Here is a 17,665-nt window from a genome sequence, read left to right as displayed (position 1 = left end):
TGTAGTGGTCAACTAAATCCGGACACACAGTTAAGCCGATTTTCGGCCTCTGCTGGCGGTATCCCATCATTGTGTTGATGCGGGCGCCGCCAGTTGTAGTAATCCATCAGGTAGTAGCTGATATCCCGCTTGGCTTCCCGCAGGCTCATGTACCCCGTGGTCGGAAGCCATTCCGTCTTGAGGCTCCTGAACAGCCGCTCCATCGGCGCGTTATCCCAGCAGTTGCCACGCCGACTCATGCTCTGGGTCATGCGATAGCGCCACAGCCGTTGCCGAAATACCCGGCTGCCGTATTGGCTGCCCTGGTCGGAGTGAAACAGCACGCCAGACGGGCAGCCCCGTTGCTGATACGCCATGTCGAGCGCTTTCACGGCCAACTCAGCATCAGGCCTGCCGGACATCGCCCAGCCCACGACCCGTCGGGTGTGGAGGTCGAGCACCGCGGCCAGGTAATGCCAGCGGCCACCTGCCCATACGTAAGTGATGTCGCCGCACCACACCTGATTGGGTTGCTGGACATCAAATTCACGCGCCAGAAGATTGGGAATATCCGGTCGTTCAGACCGCGCGACCTGATAACGATGAGCTCCCGGTTGTTTGGAGACCAGCCCGGCCTCCTTCATCAGGCGACGCACCTTGAACCGACCAATCTGATGCCCCAGTGCCCGCATCATTGACATCAAGGCCCGGCTGCCAGCTGAGCCTCTACTCTCTTTGAACAAACACCGTAACTCACTTCTCTGCTGCACCCGTTCACGGTTAATTGTGCGCCTGCGAGCCAGATAGTCGTAAAAACAGGCGGTTGGTATACCGAAAGCGCAACAGACCAGGGTGGTGGGGGCTTGCTCCCTTAATCGGTCTATCAGCGCGTACGTTCGAGTTCGTCCGCCATCAAGAGAGCAGTAGCCTTTTTTAGAATGGCCTTTTCGCGTTCAAGCCGGTTGATGCGGGCTTCCAACTCCTGAATTTTTTGCTGCTCAGGGGTCAGCGCCCGGTTAGCAGGTGTAGCGCCACTTCGTTCTGATTGAAGTTGCTGAACCCATCGACGCAGCACGGTTTCGCCGACATCCAGTGAACGGCTGGCTTCGGGGACTGAATAGCCTTGGTCGAGCACCAGGGATGCGGCTTCCAGCTTGAACTCGGCAGTAAATGAGCGACGTAATCTTGTCATTGAACACCTCAAATAATGGTGGCGACTGTACCACCTAAAACGGTGTCCGGGATGATTAGACCACTACACAGACTCTCTTTCCCCTGTCAGGCAGGAAGTACCATGAGAGTCAATCAACCCGTTACCCAGCGTGAGCGCCTCTACCCGTCGCACCAGAACCTGATTTCCACCACGGATCTGGAGAGCCGCATCACCTATGCCAACGACGAGTTCTGCCAGATAGCCGGCTTCACCCTGGAGGAGCTGCAAGGGGCGCCCCACAACCTGGTCCGCCACCCCGACATGCCGCCCCAGGCGTTTGCCGACATGTGGCGCCATCTGCGGGAAGGCAAAAGCTGGATGGGCCCGGTCAAGAACCGCTGCAAGAACGGGGATCACTACTGGGTCAACGCCTTCGTCACCCCCATTCAGGACGCAAGCGGCAAGGTGGTGGAGTACCAGTCGGTGCGCACGGCGCCGGACGACGCGGTCAAACAGCGTGCGGAGCGGGTCTATGACGAGATGCGCCGCGGCAAGACCCCCCGGGCCCTGCGCCTGCCCACCTGCTGCCACACCCTGGGGATCCACCTCTGCCTGATGGCACTGCTGGCCAGTCTGGTCACCCTCGGCTATCAGCACGGCCCGGGCTGGCCACTGCTCATCGGCGCCCTGCCCCTGGTGGTTGCGCTCGTCATCTGCCAGATCCTCTCCCGGCGCCTCGCCCGGCTGGAGACCCTGGCCCGCCACCGTTTCGACAACCCCTTGATGCAACTGCTGTATACCGGCCGGGTCGATCGTCTGGCTGCCGTCGAGCTCGCCATGAAGATGAACCAGGCCGAGTTCAATGCGGTGCTGGCCCGCACCCAGCAGACCTGCCAGCAGATCGTGCAGGCGGCGCAGACGGATCTGAACAATGCCGAGTCCATCACCGGCAACCTGCAACAACAGCAGGCCCAGACCAACCAGGTCGCGACCGCCATCACCGAGATGACGGCGTCCATTCGCGAGGTCTCCCACAGCTCGAGCGCCTCCTCGGACAGTCTGGACAACACCGCCGTGCTGTTTCGGGAGGGCAATCGCAGCGTGCTCGATACCGTGGCGGCGGTGGAAGGGGTTCACGGCGAGCTGCTCACCTCCCGCGCCGTGATAGAGGCGCTGGCCAGCCAGTGCCGCGCCATCGACGGCATCCTGGACGTCATCAACAACATCGCCAACCAGACCAACCTGCTGGCCCTCAATGCGGCCATCGAGGCGGCCCGGGCGGGCGAGTCCGGTCGCGGCTTCTCGGTGGTGGCGGACGAAATCCGCACCCTGGCCATCAAGACCCAATCCTCCACCGGCGAGATCCAGCAGATGATAAGCCTCTTGCAGGCCAGCGCCGACGATGCCCAGCAGGCCATGGCGCAAGGGGAGCAGCTCTCCGCCAGTTGCCGCCTCAAGGCCGCCGCCACCGGCGATATCCTGCAACAGATCAGCGAACGCCTGTTGCAGGTGACCGCAGGCAGCAACCAGATAGCCCAGGCAATGCAGGAGCAGTCCCTGGTCACCCAGGACATCCACCACAGCGTGCTGGACATCAAGCGTCTGGCCGACGACTCCAGCCAGGGCAGCCGCCACGCCGTGCAGGGCATCATTGCCCTCGTGAAGCAGCTCGGGGATCTGGAGCGGCTGGTACGCCAGTTCCAGCAGCATCCCGCCACCCGGCCAACCAGCACCGCCCTGACCAGCGGCCAACCCCTGTTGGCCCGCTAAGCCTTCGCGGAAGTAATCAAACTCCATATAAAGACCGTGCGCTAACAATAAAAACGGGCCCCTGCCGCCACCGGCAGCGGGCCCCTCTTTTGGGTGGTGCATGGGCGTCTGAGCGGGTTTCAAATTCGAGTCCTCGACCGAACTCGCGGGTCTTTCGCCCCCTCCCAACCACCTGCTCGCCCGTGCCACGCCGACCCTCTCGGCTGCACCGCATGGTCCTCGGCAGGGCAATGACCTCACTCCCCCATCCATACACCGTGAATATTGGGCGTTAGGCCTTGAGCGTTGAGCGTTGAGCGTTGAGCGTTGAGCGTTGAGCGTTGAGCGTTGAGCGTTGAGCGGGAAAGCGTTGCACCTTGAGATCCCTCTTATCCAACCTGACGCAGGCCCCGCTGACCCCTCAATTTATTGATCTTGCCCGAGAAATCACCTGATCCCCCTTCCCTAACCAGCTCCGTTCGGTAACATGGCAATCGGGATCACCTCTCGTCGGAGTCAGCCATGTACCAGACCAGAGCAACACCGCAGGGAAAGAGCAGCAGACTGGAGGCTGGAATTCAGGGGCGGTAGCCTTGACTGAGCTTTCCATAGCCAACGCCTTAACTGATTGTTATACGGTGTGTAATAATTTCACTAAAAGAGACCTCAAGCGAACACATTCCACTTCACAGATTGGCTGGTAACACATTGATTTAATATTGACCTTTTTATGGTGGTTATCAGGTTAGAGCTAAATGATATGGAAGGCGGAACTAACCTGTTAGTCCCACCTTCCATATCACTATTTTATCTATAAATATCAAGGAGAGTGCTATGACAAACACAGTAACATGGGCAGGTCATGACTTTGGCGTATATATGCCAAAGTCTGAGTGGCATGATAAGGCTGGTATTTATATCTTCGCAAAAATCGAAGCTAATGGTAGATGGAGGGCTCTTTATATTGGTCAGGCAAGTTCATTCTCAAACCGCCTTTCAAATCATGAGCGCTGGGCTGAGGCGGTTAAAAAAGGAGCAACACATATACATGCCCGAGTTATTACTGAACAGAAGCAACGAGATATTATAGAGGAGCAGCTTATTAAAATTAACCAACCCCCTCTAAACATTCAACTGAAGTAGTACTTTGTCTAAGTATATAAGGCTAACAATTCATCAAAGTTTGTCGTCTAACGGCACCACAATAATTCCATGTAAATCACTCTTGGAATAACCAGGCTTAATATGCATAATAAATATCAATATATACATGAACATTTAGTGAAGACATTACCTGATAAGCCGTGGAAAAAAGCATACTCGAACCTAATTAGTGGAGGAAAACCCCCTTCGCTGCCAAAGCTCATGAGTAACCAGCTTGTATATGGCTTGCACCTATATGAAACAAAGCCTCTCTTTCTGAAAGATGATTATGAAAAAAGACTTGTGGCAGAGTCAATGTCTACATGCAATGCATTTTTAACTATCTATCACTCTTTGGCAGAGGATAATAGAAATAAATTATTAAAAAGGTTTAAAGCCGCATTCTTTCAGCCAAATGATATGCGCGCAATTTACTATGAATTATTTATGTGTTTTTATCTGATTAGCCAAGGTCATGATGTTGAAGTAAAGGATGGCGATACTAGCGGTGATACTTATGATTACCTTGTTAAAACAAAAACTGATGAATTCATCCAAGTAGAATGTAAGTCTTTTGCTTATGACAAGGGATTGTATGTTTCAGGTGAGGATGCAATTGAGTTACATAGTGATATATTGAGCCAGTCACATGAATTAGAATCTGGCATTAATAACCAATTTGACATTTACACTATCGAACTTGAGCAAGCAATACCAAAAAACAATAAAACTAGAAATCAACTTATTACGGATATAATCTGTTTATTAAAAAACCCTAACGCACTTACAGAGAGCAAAATCAAGGTCCGTCATGAAATATATAGTGATATTGCCAATATAGATCAAGTAGATAGTCATTTATATTTGCCTATACATACAAATGGTGTTGAAATTATCCGAGTGGCTTCAACACCAAATGGCTGTAAAGGAAGATTCTGTTTGATCATCACTACCCATATTAAAGCTGCGCTACTACGTGATTTTGAAAAAATCTGTAAAAGAGCAGCAAAAGAGCAGCTGCCAAATACAAAACCATCATGTATTTCCGTGGAGATTTCTAATTCTGAAGTGTTTAGCCTTTTAAAAGACAGCCCTGCTTTTGAAACAAAAATAAAGAACATCTTTAAACAGCAACATTTAATTAGCATTCTTTTGTTTAATAATATACAAGGAGATATGGCTTCTGATGGATCTCACTTTTTCGCATCACCACTAGTTAAAGAATTCAAGAATTATGATTCAGATTTTTCTGACTTATCAAGCCTTAAAATTGTGTGACTCATGGTTTAACCAACTGTTACGGCAATGCGAACAAATCAACTTATGCTCGTCCCTTGCTAATTTAAATCAAATATCAAAGATTATATTGTAAAAGTTTACGATCTTAGGAGAATTACATGGGTAAAAAATTACCAATATTGCCTGTCTGGGAGCGATGGAAGGCTCTCACTCAATTTCTTGCACTTTCCGACCACGTACTATTATCTCAACAAGAGCAGTGGAAAACCTTACCAATCGCAGACAAAAACACCATCAAAATAGTTCGACAAGATGGTCCCTATAAATTTGAAACTGATGGAAAAACTTATGAAGAAATTTTGTCTGACCGTCATATTCTTTCATGTGTTGTACTGTTAAATTCATATGCACTCGTTGAGTCGTTGGTAAGACAGGTCTATGAGTATCTCATTCCTAATACCAGTATAAATACACCTGTACTAGCAGATCTTCGGTCTGGGGCCACGACCCTACAAACAATACTCAAGAGCGGAGGAATCGAAACTTGGGGGACTAAACTTTTAAACGATCTAGGTCGAGACTGGGGATATGTAGAAAGCAACTTATCAGGGCTGGTTGAGGTAGCCGTGATACGCAATGGAATTGCCCACGGAGAGTCAGCAGTTACGCAAACAATGCATAACAGAGCGCTATCTAACGGAGCTTCGTTACCATGGCCACTTATGGGAGAAATAAAATTAGACATCGCGACATTGAAAGAGTACCGACATAGACTTAGGTCTTTTGCCAGAGTAATAGAGCATGGTGCTGAAGAGCTTCTGTAAATTTAGATGAAGGCTGCGAATGTTAATAAATAACAAACGGAGGGTTTTCAAACGTTACGTGTTTGTCAATCTCTGTATATACGCCATTGCGTGACAACAATCCAGCCCCAAACTAAACTAAGTTTCACGAAGCCTAATATTTTAGTACTTATTCGCGGTAAATATTGGCTTCTCCGGTTCAGTCACAATCTACTCAGAAATTAGGATATCCATGGTTTTGAGCGCCGCATAGCGGCTTGAAGAAATATTTTTCCTTATTACTTTTTGAAGCTGAATAAAAATAAACAAGGGGGTTAGCGCCCCCTTTATTAATATTCGACGCTGATAAACGACCTTAATCGATCCCTCCCCTCTGCCGCAGGGCAGTCAGCAGCTCACCCACCAGCACTTCCACCGGCTTGCCGGCGTTAAGCAGATGGATTTCCGGGTTTTCCGGGGCCTCATAGGCAGAGTCGATACCGGTAAAATTGCGGATCTCACCCGCCCGCGCCTTCTTGTAGAGCCCCTTGGGGTCGCGCTCTTCACAGACGGCGAGCGGCGCATCCACAAACACCTCGACGAACTCCCCTTCACCCACGAGATTGCGCACCAGGTCCCGCTCGGCACGGAATGGCGAGATAAAGGCGGTGAGCACGATCAGGCCCGCATCCACCATGAGTTTTGCCACTTCGCCGACCCGGCGGATATTCTCCTGGCGGGCGGCGTCATCGAAGCCGAGATCGCCGCACAGGCCGTGGCGCACGTTGTCCCCATCCAGCAGATAGGTGTGCTTGCCTTGCGCCGCCAGCGCCTGCTCCAGTGCCCCCGCCAGGGTGGATTTGCCCGCCCCGGAGAGCCCGGTAAACCAGATCACCAGAGGTTTTTGCCCCTTCTGCTCGGCCCGGCTCTGTTTGTCGACGGCATGGGCATGCCACACGATATTGCTCATCCAACACTCCTTGATTGGCGCTCACGCCTCAAAACTTAAACTGTCCGGCACCACAGGGAGCCACCTCGGACTATCAGCCGACAACGTGCTGATGCCATGGCATTGCTCACCCAACACTCCTTGATTGGCGCTCACGCCTCAATACTGACACTGTCCGCTACCGCGGGGAGCCGCCTCGCACCATGAGGCGGCAAGGTGCTGATGCCCTGATATTGCGCATGCCCCCCCCCTGATTGGCGCTCACGCCTGGATGCCAGTGTCCTGGCACTCCCCTGCATCATAAACAGCCTTGATAAAAGCCGCGTTAACATAAGCAGCCCTTAACACATCCCCCGGTATCAGACCTTAAAACGGAAACAGCAGGGGCACCATGACGATCACCCCGATGCTGTAGGCGAGGGAGACCGGCAGGGCCAGCTTGAGATAATCCGGCATCTTGTAGTTGCCCGCCGCATAGACCATCAGGTTGGTCTGGTAGCCGTAGGGCAGGATAAAGCTGGAGCTCGCCCCGAACAGCACCGCCAGAATGAACGGCATGGTGGAGACATCCATGCTGAGCGCCAGCTGGAATCCCATGGGGAAGGCCAGGGCCGCCGCCGCGTTGTTGCTCATCAGCTCCGTCAGCACCAGGGTAAACAGATAGATACCCACGAAGGCGATAAAGGGACTGGCCCCGTTGAACTCCCCCATCAGCCAGTCGGCGATGAGCTTGGCCAGCCCGCTCTTCTCCAGCTGATCGGCGATGGCGAGCGCCCCGCCCACCACCAACCAGATATCCAGGGGAAAGCGGCGGCGGATCTCGTCCAGGGTCAGGATGCGGGAGAAGAGCAGCACCACCAGCATCACCAGCAGCCCCTTGAAGAGCGGCACCAGATCGAGCACAGACAGGGTCAGCACCCCGAGGAACCCCGCCACCACGGCGGCGCTGCGCGTGGCATCGAGCCGGGTGGAGGCCTCCAGCCCGCTCACTACCACGAACTCCCGGGAGAGGGACTTGTTGCCCGCAAACTTGGGGCCGGGGGCCAGCAGCAGGGTGTCCCCTGCGTGCAGTTCAATCTGGCCGAGGCCGCCGGTGAGCTGGGTCTCGCCCCGGCGCACCGCCAGCACTACCGCATCGAAGTGGGTGCGAAACTCCGCATCCTTGATGGTCTGCCCCACCAGGCGCGAGCTGTGGCTGACGATCACCTCCACCAGGTGCTGGCCGTTGAGGCGATGCTGGCCGTAGAGATCCAGCCCCTTGAGCTCCTGCAACACGCCGACGCTCTCCACGTCGCCACAAAACAGCAGCATGTCCCCCTCGTGCAGCTCGTGTTCCGGCTGAACCGGGCAGATCACCTGGTTGCCCCGGATGATCTCGGCGAGATAAAGGCTTTTCAGGCTGCGCAGGCCGTTCTCCTTGACGCTGCGCCCGGCCATCGGCGAGCCGGGGCCCACCTTGGCCTCGAGAAAATAGCCGGATTCCCGGCTCATCTCGGTGTCCTGCTCCGGCAGGTGGCGGGCAAACAGCAGCACGGCGACCAGGCCGGTCAGCAGGGTCCCCGCCCCCACCATGAAGAAGTCGAACATGCCGAGCGGCTTGGCCCCCATCTTGATGAGGAAGCTGTTGACGATGAGGTTGGTGGAGGTGCCGATCAGGGTCAGCACGCCGCCAAAGGTCGCCGCGAAGCACATGGGCAACAGCAGCCGGGAGGGCGCATGGTTGGGGTTGCGCTTGACCGCCCCCAGCATGGACGCCACCACGGCGGTGTTGTTGACGAACGCCGACAGGAAGGCGGTGGAAAACCACACCTTCACCAGCACCTTGTTGAAGGAGCCGGTGCCCACCAGGTTGGCAAACCAGCTCATGACCCGGGTCTTCTCCACCGCGAGCGACACCAGCAGCAGCAACACCAGGGTCAGCAGGGCGCTGTTGGTGTAGCCCGCCACCACGGCGTTGATGTCCGCCAGGCCGCTCAGGTAGGTGATGAGCACGGCGCCCGAGAAGAGCAGCGCCGGCCGGAGTTTGCCCTGGATCAGCAGGGCGACGAGGGCAGCCAGCAGACCCAGCACCAGGGATTGTTGCCAGGTCATGGGCTTACTCCTTGCCGGAATCGTTGCTGATGGTCAGCGCCTGCCAGTGGGGGAAGTGCTTGCGCACCAGGGCGTTGAGTTCCACTTCGAACTCGCTGTATTGCCCTGCCATCACCTTGGCCGCCAGCCCTTCCACTATCATGCCGGCACCCACGGTGACGTTGGTCAGCCGGTCGATGAGGATGAAGCTGCCGGTGTCGCGGATCTCCTTGTAGGGGTCGAACGCCACCGGGTCGGTCAGGCTGAATTCGCACAGCCCGATCTCGTTGAGCTTGAGCTCGGAGGCGGGCAGCTCGTCGAGCTTGTTGATCTCGATGCGGTGGCGGATGGCCTCCACCTGGCCGCGGCTCTTCTTGGTGGCCAGCTTGACGTCATAGACCCGGCCCGGTTGCAGGGACTCTTCCCCCATCCAGACGATGTGAGCCAGCACGTTCTGGGTCACCTGGGGCTTTTTCGCCGCGTCCACCAGCAGGTCGCCCCGGCTGATGTCGATTTCGTCCGCGAAGGTGACCGTGATGGCCTGACCCGGCAGGGCGTACTCCAGATCCCCATCGAAGGTGACGATGCGGGTCACCGTGCTCTCTTTGCCCGACGGCAACACCGCCAGCTTGTCGCCCACCCGCAGGATACCGGAGGCCAGGGTGCCCGCGAAGCCGCGAAAATCGAGGTTGGGGCGGTTCACGTACTGCACCGGCAGGCGCACCGGGTGACGCTCCAGCTCGCGCTCCACTTCGGCAGACTCCAGCAAGGAGAGCAGGGTCTCGCCCTGATACCAGGCCAGCTTGTCGCTCGGGTTCACCACATTGTCACCGTCCAGGGCCGAGACCGGCACGATGTGGATGGTGTCGACGCTGAGCTTCTTGGCGAATTCGCGGTACTCCAAGCTGATGCGCTCGAACACCTCCTGGCTGAACTCCACCAGGTCCATCTTGTTCACTGCCACCACGAACTGCTTGATGCCGAGCAGGCTCGCGATAAAGCTGTGACGACGGGTCTGATCCAGCACCCCCTTGCGGGCGTCGATCAGGATGATGGCCAGATCGCAGGTGGAGGCGCCGGTGGCCATGTTGCGGGTGTACTGTTCATGGCCCGGGGTGTCCGAGATGATGAATTTGCGCTTGGCGGTGGAGAAATAGCGGTAGGCCACGTCGATGGTGATGCCCTGCTCGCGCTCCGCCTGCAGGCCGTCCACCAGCAGGGCCAGGTCCAGTTTCTCGCCGGTGGTACCGAGCTTCTGGCTGTCGGACTCCAGCGCTTTGAGCTGATCTTCATAGATCTGCTGGGAGTCGTGCAGCAGGCGGCCGATGAGGGTGCTCTTGCCGTCGTCCACGCTGCCGCAGGTGAGAAAGCGCAGCAGGCTCTTGTGTTGCTGGGCGTGCAGGTAGGCTTCAATGCCCTGTTCGCTGATGGCGGTCTGAATGTGGTTGTTCATGATGCGATTCCTTAGAACATTTTTTTAGAAATAGCCCTGACGCTTCTTCTGCTCCATGGAGCCGGCCTGATCGTGGTCGATGAGCCGCCCTTGCCGCTCGCTCGAGGTGGTGATCAGCATCTCTTCGATGATCTCCGGCAGGGTGGTGGCATTGGATTCGATGGCCCCGGTCAGCGGGTAGCAGCCGAGGGTACGGAAGCGCACCAGCTCCTGCTTCACTTCGTCTTCCGGGCCGATGGGCATGCGATCATCATCCACCATGATCTTGATGCCGCCGCGATCCACCACGGGGCGCATGGCCGCAAAGTAGAGCGGGACTATGTCGATGTTCTCGAGATAGATGTATTGCCAGATGTCCAGCTCGGTCCAGTTGGAGAGCGGGAAGACACGGATGCTCTCCCCCTTGTTGACCTGGCTGTTGTAGACGCGCCACAGCTCCGGGCGCTGGTTCTTCGGATCCCAGCGGTGGGACTTGTCGCGGAAGGAGTAGACACGCTCCTTGGCGCGGGATTTCTCCTCGTCGCGACGGGCACCACCGAAGGCGGCGTCGAAGCCATATTTGTTGAGCGCCTGCTTGAGCCCCTCGGTCTTCATGATGTCGGTGTGCTTGCTGCTGCCGTGCACGAAGGGGTTGATGTCCATGGCCAGACCGTCCGGGTTCTTGTGGACGATGAGATCCAGCCCGAACTTTTTGGCGGTCTCGTCCCGGAACTTGATCATCTCCTTGAACTTCCAGTTGGTGTCCACGTGGAGCATGGGGAAGGGGATCTTGCCCGGATAGAAGGCCTTGCGGGCCAGGTGCAGCATGACGGAGGAGTCCTTGCCGATGGAGTACATCATCACCGGGTTTTCAAATTCGGCGGCCACCTCGCGGATGATATGGATGCTCTCGGCTTCCAGTTGCTGCAGGTGAGTCAGTCGCTCGCGGGTGACACCTGCACGGATGCTCTGTGCATCGGATGGCTGCAGTTGGGTCAGTCTTTCACGGTCCATGTCTGGGTCCTCGGTTCATTGCTATCGCGCCTGCTCGGGGCGCGGTGTTGGTTCAGTTCGGTGCCGCCTTGGCCGCACCGTCAAATCGATTCGGGTCTCGCCTCTCAGGCCAGGCTCACCAGCTTGAGCTCGTGGCCGCTTTTTGCCTCCTGCCCTTGCCCCTGTTCGCCAAACCAGGCGAGTTGCTGGCGCAGGGCCACCACTTCACCGATGACGATAAGCGACGGGCTCACCGCCTGCTGGGCCAGCTCGGCCAGATCCGCCAAGGTGCCGGTCAGCACCCGCTGACGGGCCGTGGTGCCCCGCTCGATGATGGCGATGGGGGTGGTGGCGCGTCGGCCATGGCTTACCAGTTGCTGCTGGATATGCTCGGAGCGCATCAGCCCCATGTAGATGACTAGGGTCTGGTTGGTGGCCGCAAGCTGCTGCCAGTCGGGCTCCTTTCCCTCCTTCTGGCAGTGGCCGGTGATGAAGACGGCGCTCTGGGCATGGTCGCGGTGGGTGAGCGGAATGCCCGCATAGGCGGTGGCACCGGCGGCGGCGGTGATGCCGGGCACCACGGAGAAGGGAATGCCCTCCTCGGCCAGCACTTCCAGCTCCTCGCCGCCACGACCGAACATGAAGGGATCGCCCCCTTTGAGGCGCACCACCCGGTTACCCGCTTTGGCGTATTCCACCAAGAGGCGATTGGTCTCTTCCTGGGGCACGCTGTGAGCACCCGCCTTCTTGCCGACCGACACGAGGGTGGCGTCGCGGCGCACCAGGTCCAGGATCTCGGGGGAGACCAGCTGGTCATAGAGCACCACTTCGGCCTGTTGAATCTGTTGCAGCGCCTTGAGGGTCAGCAGGCCAGGATCTCCCGGGCCCGCCCCTACCAGCACCACTTCGCCCACTTCGGTACGGGCTTTGTCCAGTCCCTCGTTCAGCCACTGCTCGGCACCCTGCCAATCGGCTTTCTCAATCAGACCGGCCAGGGTGTTGGAGGCAAAGGCGCGCTCCCAGAAGCGGCGGCGATCGGAGAGGGAGGCCAGCACCTGCTTGGCCCGGCGGCGCACCCGGCCGGAGAGCTCCGCCAGACCGCCAAGATGGCGGGGCAGCAGGCTCTCGAGCCGCTCGCGCAACAGGCGCACCAGCACGGGGGCCTTGCCGCCGCTGGAGACGGCCACCACGATGGGGCTGCGATCGATGATGGAGGGGAAGATAAAGCTGGAGCGCTCGGGGTCATCCACCAGGTTGACGAACAGACCGCGCTCGGTGGCGCTCTGGTAGACCAGGGCGTTGACCTCGAGATCGTCGGTCGCGGCCACCACCAGGATCTGCCCTGCCAGGTGAGCCGGGTCGAAACGCGCCGCCACATGGGTGAAGCGACCGGCAAATTCATGGAACTCGGGCTCGAGCGCGGGAGAGACCAGGGTGATCCGGGCACCTGCCGCCAGCAGCAGGCGCGCCTTGCGCAGGGCAACCTCGCCCCCGCCCACCAGCAGTACCGGGCGGCCTTCCAACCTGGCAAACATAGGTAAATAATCCATCAGGGCCCGCTCCTCGGCATCGCGACATCTGGGGCGACTATAGGTAGGAGCGCTTATCCCTCAAAATAATAAAAAATGCTCTTTAATGCGTTTTGGTAATTAGTAAAGCCGTGTGGCGGCAATAGAGAAGCGAATCTGCTTGTGGTGGATGGCACCAGACCCTAGGCTAGTGAAAGTGTTTCATAAGGAGCTTAATCATGAATGAGTCATTGATTGTATTGGGGATCTTCATATTCCTGGTACTCGCCACCCTGAGTGCCGGCATCAAGATAGTGCCCCAGGGTTACAACTGGACCGTGGAGCGCTTCGGCCGCTACACCCGCACCCTCTCCCCGGGCCTCAACCTGCTGATCCCCTACATCGACCGCATCGGCCACAAGATCATCATGATGGAGCAGGTGCTGGACATCCCGGCCCAGGAGGTGATCTCCCGGGACAACGCCAACGTCACCATCGACGCCATCAGCTTCGTGCAGGTGGTGGATGCCCGCAAGGCGGGCTACGAGGTCAACGATCTCACCAGTGCCATCCGCAATCTCACCATGACCAACATGCGGACCGTGCTCGGCGCCATGGAGCTGGACGAAATGCTCTCCCAGCGCGACACCATCAACGAGAAGCTGCTGCGCACCATGGATGCGGCCACCGCCCCCTGGGGCATCAAGGTGACCCGGATCGAGATCAAGGATGTGCGCCCGCCCCTCGCCCTGGTGGAAGCCATGAACGCCCAGATGAAGGCCGAGCGCCAGAAGCGGGCCGAGGTGCTGGAGGCCGAAGGGGTGCGCCAGTCCAAGATCTTGAAGGCCGAGGGGGAGAAGCAGTCCCAGATCCTGAAAGCCGAAGGTGAGCGTCAGGCCGCCTTCCTCGCCGCTGAAGCCCGGGAGCGGGCCGCCGAGGCGGAAGCCAAGGCGACCCACATGGTCTCCCAGGCGATCGCCGAGGGCGACATGCAGGCCATCAACTACTTCGTGGCCCAGAAATACACCGAGGCCCTGGCCCGCATCGGTGAAGGCCCCAACAGCAAGATCATCATGATGCCCCTGGAAGCGGGCAGCCTGATAGGCTCGGTGGCGGGTATGGCCGAGCTGTTCAACAAAGACGGCAAGGCGGGCAAATCATGACAGCCCTGTTCGAGGGGCTGACCCACTGGCACTGGCTGGGGCTCGGCTTCGTGCTGCTGGCCATCGAGGTGATGGGGTCGGTGGGCTTCCTGCTCTGGACCGGCATCGCCGCCCTGGAGGTGGGACTCTTGCTACTGGTCTGGCCCTTTGGCTGGCAGGCGCAGTTGCTGCTCTTCGCCCTGCAATCCCTGCTCACCACCTGGGCCTGGTGGCGCTGGCAGCATCGCCGGGATCGCTCCGGGCTGGATGCCGCCGCTCCCATCAACGAGCGGATGCAAAGCTACATGGGCCGCGAGCTGACCCTGCTGGACGAGGTCAGCCAGGGGATGAGCCGGGTGCATCTGGACGACACCGTCTGGACGGTGCGCTGCAACGCGCCGCTGCCGGCCGGCAGCCGGGTCAAGGTGGTGGGGGCCGACTCCCACATCCTGCTGGTGGAACCCCTCGGCTGACCGGGCAACGCCCCGCCATGGCCATAAAAAAACGGGCCCGGCGCGAGTGCGCCGGGCCCGTTTTTCAATGAGGTGCTGGCTTAGTTGGCCTTGGCATCGCTCACGGCAGCTTCAGCCTTGGTGGCCACGTCAGCGGCAGCCTTCTCGACAGTAGCGGAAGCTTCGGAAGCAGCCTTCTCGACGGTAGCAGACGCTTCGCTAGCGGCTTTCTCGACAGTGGCAGCAACGTCTGCGGCCGGGGTCGCAGCCGGAGCGGCAGCTTCTTCTTTCTGACCACAGGCGGTCAACATCAGACCCAGGATACCGGCTACCAGTACTTTGTTCATGTGCATACCCTCAAAAAAAGATGGAGAGATGGTGCAGGGACCATCACTGTACGCCCCGGCTCCTGTCGGCACACCGGCCGCTGGAGCCCGAAGGCGCGCGAAATATATCCCCATATGCGGCCGATGAAAACGCGTATCACAATGATATTTTCTCGTTGGCATGATAAGAAACACTGCTGCAACGACAAATATTAATATAAAACACCCATTCACCACCAAATTCGCACAACAAATCGCCAATTACCTGACGATTGCCAGTCAGCCATTGTCTTTCTGTCAGGCTCTCGGCGCAGCCGGATTACGCCGTCAGTCAGACAGCTTCTGACAAGGCAGGCGCCGCCCCTGCTGGTCGCTCTCCCGGGCCAGGTCCAGCAAGGCCATCACCGCCAGGGCCTCGTCGGCCGGCACCGGGTTCTCCCCCTCTCCCCGGATGGCGGCGCAGACGCCGCGATAGTAGGCGCCGTAGTCCCCCGCTTCGCCAGCCACGGTCTGCTGCACGAGCTGACCGTCCCGGATCTGGCTGAGCTGGCCGGGGGCGGGATCCACGCCCCAGTCCGCCGCCGGAGGCCGCTTGCCCTCCTTGAGCTGCTCCTCCTGCACGTCCATGCCGAACTTGATGAAGGAACCCTGACTGCCGTGCACCACGAAGCGGGGCATCACGGCCGACACCAGACAACTGCCGTGCAGAATGACTCGCATCTCGCCATAACCCAGCACCACATGGAAATAGTCGTCCGCCAGGGCCCCGGGGCGCTGCTTGCCCAGATCCGCCTGCAACCAGTCCGGCTGGCCGAACAGCTGGAGCGACTGATCGAGGATATGGGGGCCGAGATCGAACCAGAGACCGGAGCCCGGGCCGCCCGCCTCGCGCCAGCGCNGGCGCACCTCGGGGCGATAACGGTCGAAGTGGGATTCGAACTGGGCAACTTGCCCCAGCGCCCCCTCCGCCAGCAGACGGCGCACCGTGAGGAAATCCCCGTCCCAGCGTCGGTTGTGGAAGATGCTGAGCAGCCGTTGCTGCTTCTCCGCCAACTCGACCAGCGCCTTCGCTTCGGCCAGATCCAGGGCGAACGGCTTGTCGATCACCACGTGCTTGCCCGCCAGCAGGGCCTCGCGAGCGATGGGGGCGTGGGTGTCGTTGGGGGTGGCGATCACCACCAGATCGAGGCTGTCATCGGCCAGCACCTGCTCTAGGGTGCCGACCCGGGTGCCGGGCAACGCGGCCTGTACCTTGGCGGCATCCCGGCTCACCACCCAGCGCAGGGTCAGGCCCGGGGTCGTGGCCAGGAAGGGGGCGTGAAAGGTCTGTCCTGCGAAGCCGTATCCCACCAGGGCGGCGTTGATTGTGTGGCTCATCCGGTTTTCTCCACGGGTCTGTGATCATGCGAGGCAGGCGAGGTCACCTGAAAAAGAGAAGGGGGCTCAAGGCCCCCCGAGTGTGCTCATCAGAGCACAGGATTTATTGCAAACACAAGCGGCGACCCTGGCGGGTCATCAGCATCACCAGCGGGGGCAGCAGCAGCCACATGTGCAGGGCCAGCTGGCTCAGGGGATCCGGCATCAGCCAACCGGTGATCCCCACCAGGGCGCCGGAGCCGCTCATCTGGAACAGGCCGAGCAGGGCGGCAGCAGTCCCGGCGCAGTGGCCGAAGGGGGCCAGCGCCATGCCGGCGGCGGCGCCCAGGATCATCGCAAAGCCGATGCTGGAGAGGAACACCGGGCCCATCATGGCCAGCGGGTGCGGGATGTGCATGGCCAGGGTCAGGGTGATGGCGGAGAGCAGCAGCACCAGCAGGCCGATGCGCAGGGTCCGTCTTGGCCCTACCCGGGCGATGAAGCGCGGAGCCAGGAAGCAGGCCAGGATGTTGAGGGCCGCATTGGCGGTGAACCAGTGGCTGAAGCCACTCATGTCCAGCCCCAGGGTCACCATCAGTTGTACCGGCGCCGCCGTCACGTAGGCGAGGATCACCGCCATCGCCAGCATGCACAGCGCCGCGTTGAACAGGAAGCTCGGGGAGCGCAGCACCGGACTGTAGCGGGACCAGCTGATGAGCGGGCCAGCACTGCTGGTCTCCTCAGGGCGGGTTTCCGGCATCCGCCACAGCAGCCAGCTGCCGACCACGACGGCATAACCCGCCATGAACCAGAAGTTCGCCGACCAGCCCGCCTTGGCGGTGAGCCAGCCACCCAGCAGGGGCGCCAGTGCAGGGATGAAGCAGATGGCACCGTTCAGATAGGAGATCATCTGACCGCTCTTCTTGGGGCCATAGCTGTCACGGACCACCGAGAAGGCGGCCACCGAGGTGGCGCAGGCCCCGAAGCCTTGCAGCACCCGCGCCAGCATCAGCTCGCCCAGGCTGGCGGCAAAGCCGGCTGCCAGGGCGCTCAGGCCGTAGAGCAGCACGCCCCCCAGGGCAATGGGTTTGCGCCCGTAGCGATCGGCGAGCGGCCCCACCAGCAGTTGCCCCAGACCCATGCTGAACAGGAACCAGGTAATGGTGCCCTGCATCAGGGTCACTTCGGCCCCCAGCTGCTCGGCCATCTGGGGGATGGCAGGCAGATAGATGTCGATGGCCAGCGGGCTGAACAACACCAGGAGTACAAGCAAAAGAATCAATGGCATCAGTCACCTCAAGCCCTAGGAATATCGATTGGGCCGCGAGTCTACTGACTCAGAGTAATGAATTGAAATGGTATTTAATCACTTCGGTTATTCCCTGTTGGAAA

15 protein-coding genes are annotated in these 17,665 nt (G+C 58.7%); 6 read left to right on the top strand and 9 right to left on the bottom strand.

Annotated elements, in window-relative coordinates; translation table 11 throughout:
- Window positions 1-8: 8 nt before the first annotated feature.
- Window positions 9-1,171 (bottom strand): IS3 family transposase gene (locus tag AB5Y59_RS17170; protein ID WP_103243192.1). Its coding sequence is split into 2 segments (ribosomal slippage): window positions 9-916 and window positions 916-1,171, totalling 1,164 coding nucleotides; the frame shifts between segments, so codons are not numbered across the junction.
- 102 nt (window positions 1,172-1,273) lie between these two features.
- Between AB5Y59_RS17170 and AB5Y59_RS17165 the strand changes: the two genes are divergently transcribed.
- The 4 genes from AB5Y59_RS17165 (at window position 1,274) to AB5Y59_RS17150 (ending at window position 6,087) form a co-directional block, all read left to right on the top strand.
- Window positions 1,274-2,902, top strand: coding sequence for a PAS domain-containing methyl-accepting chemotaxis protein (locus AB5Y59_RS17165; protein WP_368212420.1), 1,629 nt, complete (start codon window positions 1,274-1,276; stop codon window positions 2,900-2,902).
- Between the two features lie 813 nt (window positions 2,903-3,715).
- Window positions 3,716-4,024 (top strand): GIY-YIG nuclease family protein, encoded by a 309-nt coding sequence (locus AB5Y59_RS17160; protein WP_324051243.1) that lies wholly within the window; start codon window positions 3,716-3,718, stop codon window positions 4,022-4,024.
- A gap of 138 nt (window positions 4,025-4,162) precedes the next feature.
- A complete protein-coding gene (locus AB5Y59_RS17155) occupies window positions 4,163-5,302 on the top strand; it encodes a hypothetical protein (protein WP_324051244.1) in 1,140 nt (379 codons plus the stop codon).
- A gap of 119 nt (window positions 5,303-5,421) precedes the next feature.
- Complete coding sequence (locus AB5Y59_RS17150; protein WP_324051245.1) at window positions 5,422-6,087, top strand: hypothetical protein; 666 nt, start codon at window positions 5,422-5,424, stop codon at window positions 6,085-6,087.
- Window positions 6,088-6,421: 334 nt separating this feature from the next.
- Here the strand turns inward: AB5Y59_RS17150 and cysC are convergent, their stop codons facing one another.
- From cysC to cysG, 5 genes are all read right to left on the bottom strand, one after another.
- Complete coding sequence (gene cysC / locus AB5Y59_RS17145; protein WP_368212419.1) at window positions 6,422-7,015, bottom strand: adenylyl-sulfate kinase; 594 nt, start codon at window positions 7,013-7,015, stop codon at window positions 6,422-6,424.
- Between the two features lie 345 nt (window positions 7,016-7,360).
- Window positions 7,361-9,085 carry an SLC13 family permease gene (locus AB5Y59_RS17140; RefSeq protein ID WP_042016322.1) on the bottom strand — a complete coding sequence of 575 codons (1,725 nt, stop codon included), beginning with the start codon at window positions 9,083-9,085 and terminating at the stop codon, window positions 7,361-7,363.
- Window positions 9,086-9,089: 4 nt separating this feature from the next.
- Window positions 9,090-10,517, bottom strand: coding sequence for a sulfate adenylyltransferase subunit CysN (gene cysN, locus AB5Y59_RS17135; protein ID WP_042878193.1), 1,428 nt, complete (start codon window positions 10,515-10,517; stop codon window positions 9,090-9,092).
- A 24-nt stretch (window positions 10,518-10,541) separates the two neighbouring features.
- The gene (cysD, locus tag AB5Y59_RS17130; RefSeq protein WP_010675598.1) at window positions 10,542-11,510 is read right to left on the bottom strand and encodes a sulfate adenylyltransferase subunit CysD; all 969 of its coding nucleotides are present in this window, start codon (window positions 11,508-11,510) and stop codon (window positions 10,542-10,544) included.
- A 104-nt stretch (window positions 11,511-11,614) separates the two neighbouring features.
- The gene (gene cysG / locus AB5Y59_RS17125) at window positions 11,615-13,039 is read right to left on the bottom strand and encodes a siroheme synthase CysG (RefSeq protein WP_368212418.1); all 1,425 of its coding nucleotides are present in this window, start codon (window positions 13,037-13,039) and stop codon (window positions 11,615-11,617) included.
- A gap of 197 nt (window positions 13,040-13,236) precedes the next feature.
- On the opposite strand from cysG, the gene AB5Y59_RS17120 reads away from it, so the two are divergent.
- Both AB5Y59_RS17120 and AB5Y59_RS17115 read left to right on the top strand, forming a co-directional pair.
- Window positions 13,237-14,160, top strand: a complete 924-nt coding sequence (locus AB5Y59_RS17120; RefSeq protein WP_029314806.1) for an SPFH domain-containing protein — start codon at window positions 13,237-13,239, stop codon at window positions 14,158-14,160.
- Window positions 14,157-14,612, top strand: a complete 456-nt coding sequence (locus tag AB5Y59_RS17115; protein WP_010675601.1) for an NfeD family protein — start codon at window positions 14,157-14,159, stop codon at window positions 14,610-14,612. The genes AB5Y59_RS17120 and AB5Y59_RS17115 overlap by 4 nt, the downstream gene beginning before the upstream one ends.
- A gap of 80 nt (window positions 14,613-14,692) precedes the next feature.
- Here the strand turns inward: AB5Y59_RS17115 and AB5Y59_RS17110 are convergent, their stop codons facing one another.
- From AB5Y59_RS17110 to AB5Y59_RS17100, 3 genes are all read right to left on the bottom strand, one after another.
- Window positions 14,693-14,938 carry a hypothetical protein gene (locus AB5Y59_RS17110; protein ID WP_010675602.1) on the bottom strand — a complete coding sequence of 82 codons (246 nt, stop codon included), beginning with the start codon at window positions 14,936-14,938 and terminating at the stop codon, window positions 14,693-14,695.
- A gap of 306 nt (window positions 14,939-15,244) precedes the next feature.
- Window positions 15,245-16,294, bottom strand: coding sequence for an oxidoreductase (locus AB5Y59_RS17105; RefSeq protein ID WP_368212417.1), 1,050 nt, complete (start codon window positions 16,292-16,294; stop codon window positions 15,245-15,247).
- Between the two features lie 103 nt (window positions 16,295-16,397).
- Entirely contained in the window at window positions 16,398-17,561 is a 1,164-nt protein-coding gene (locus tag AB5Y59_RS17100; RefSeq protein ID WP_039040832.1) for a multidrug effflux MFS transporter, read from the bottom strand.
- Window positions 17,562-17,665: the final 104 nt, after the last annotated feature.

This window comes from Aeromonas sp. s10 (assembly GCF_040907975.1).
GTDB lineage: Bacteria > Pseudomonadota > Gammaproteobacteria > Enterobacterales > Aeromonadaceae > Aeromonas > Aeromonas caviae.
Note: the sequence above shows the minus strand (reverse complement) of the source record. Positions and strands in the feature narration are given on the sequence as shown.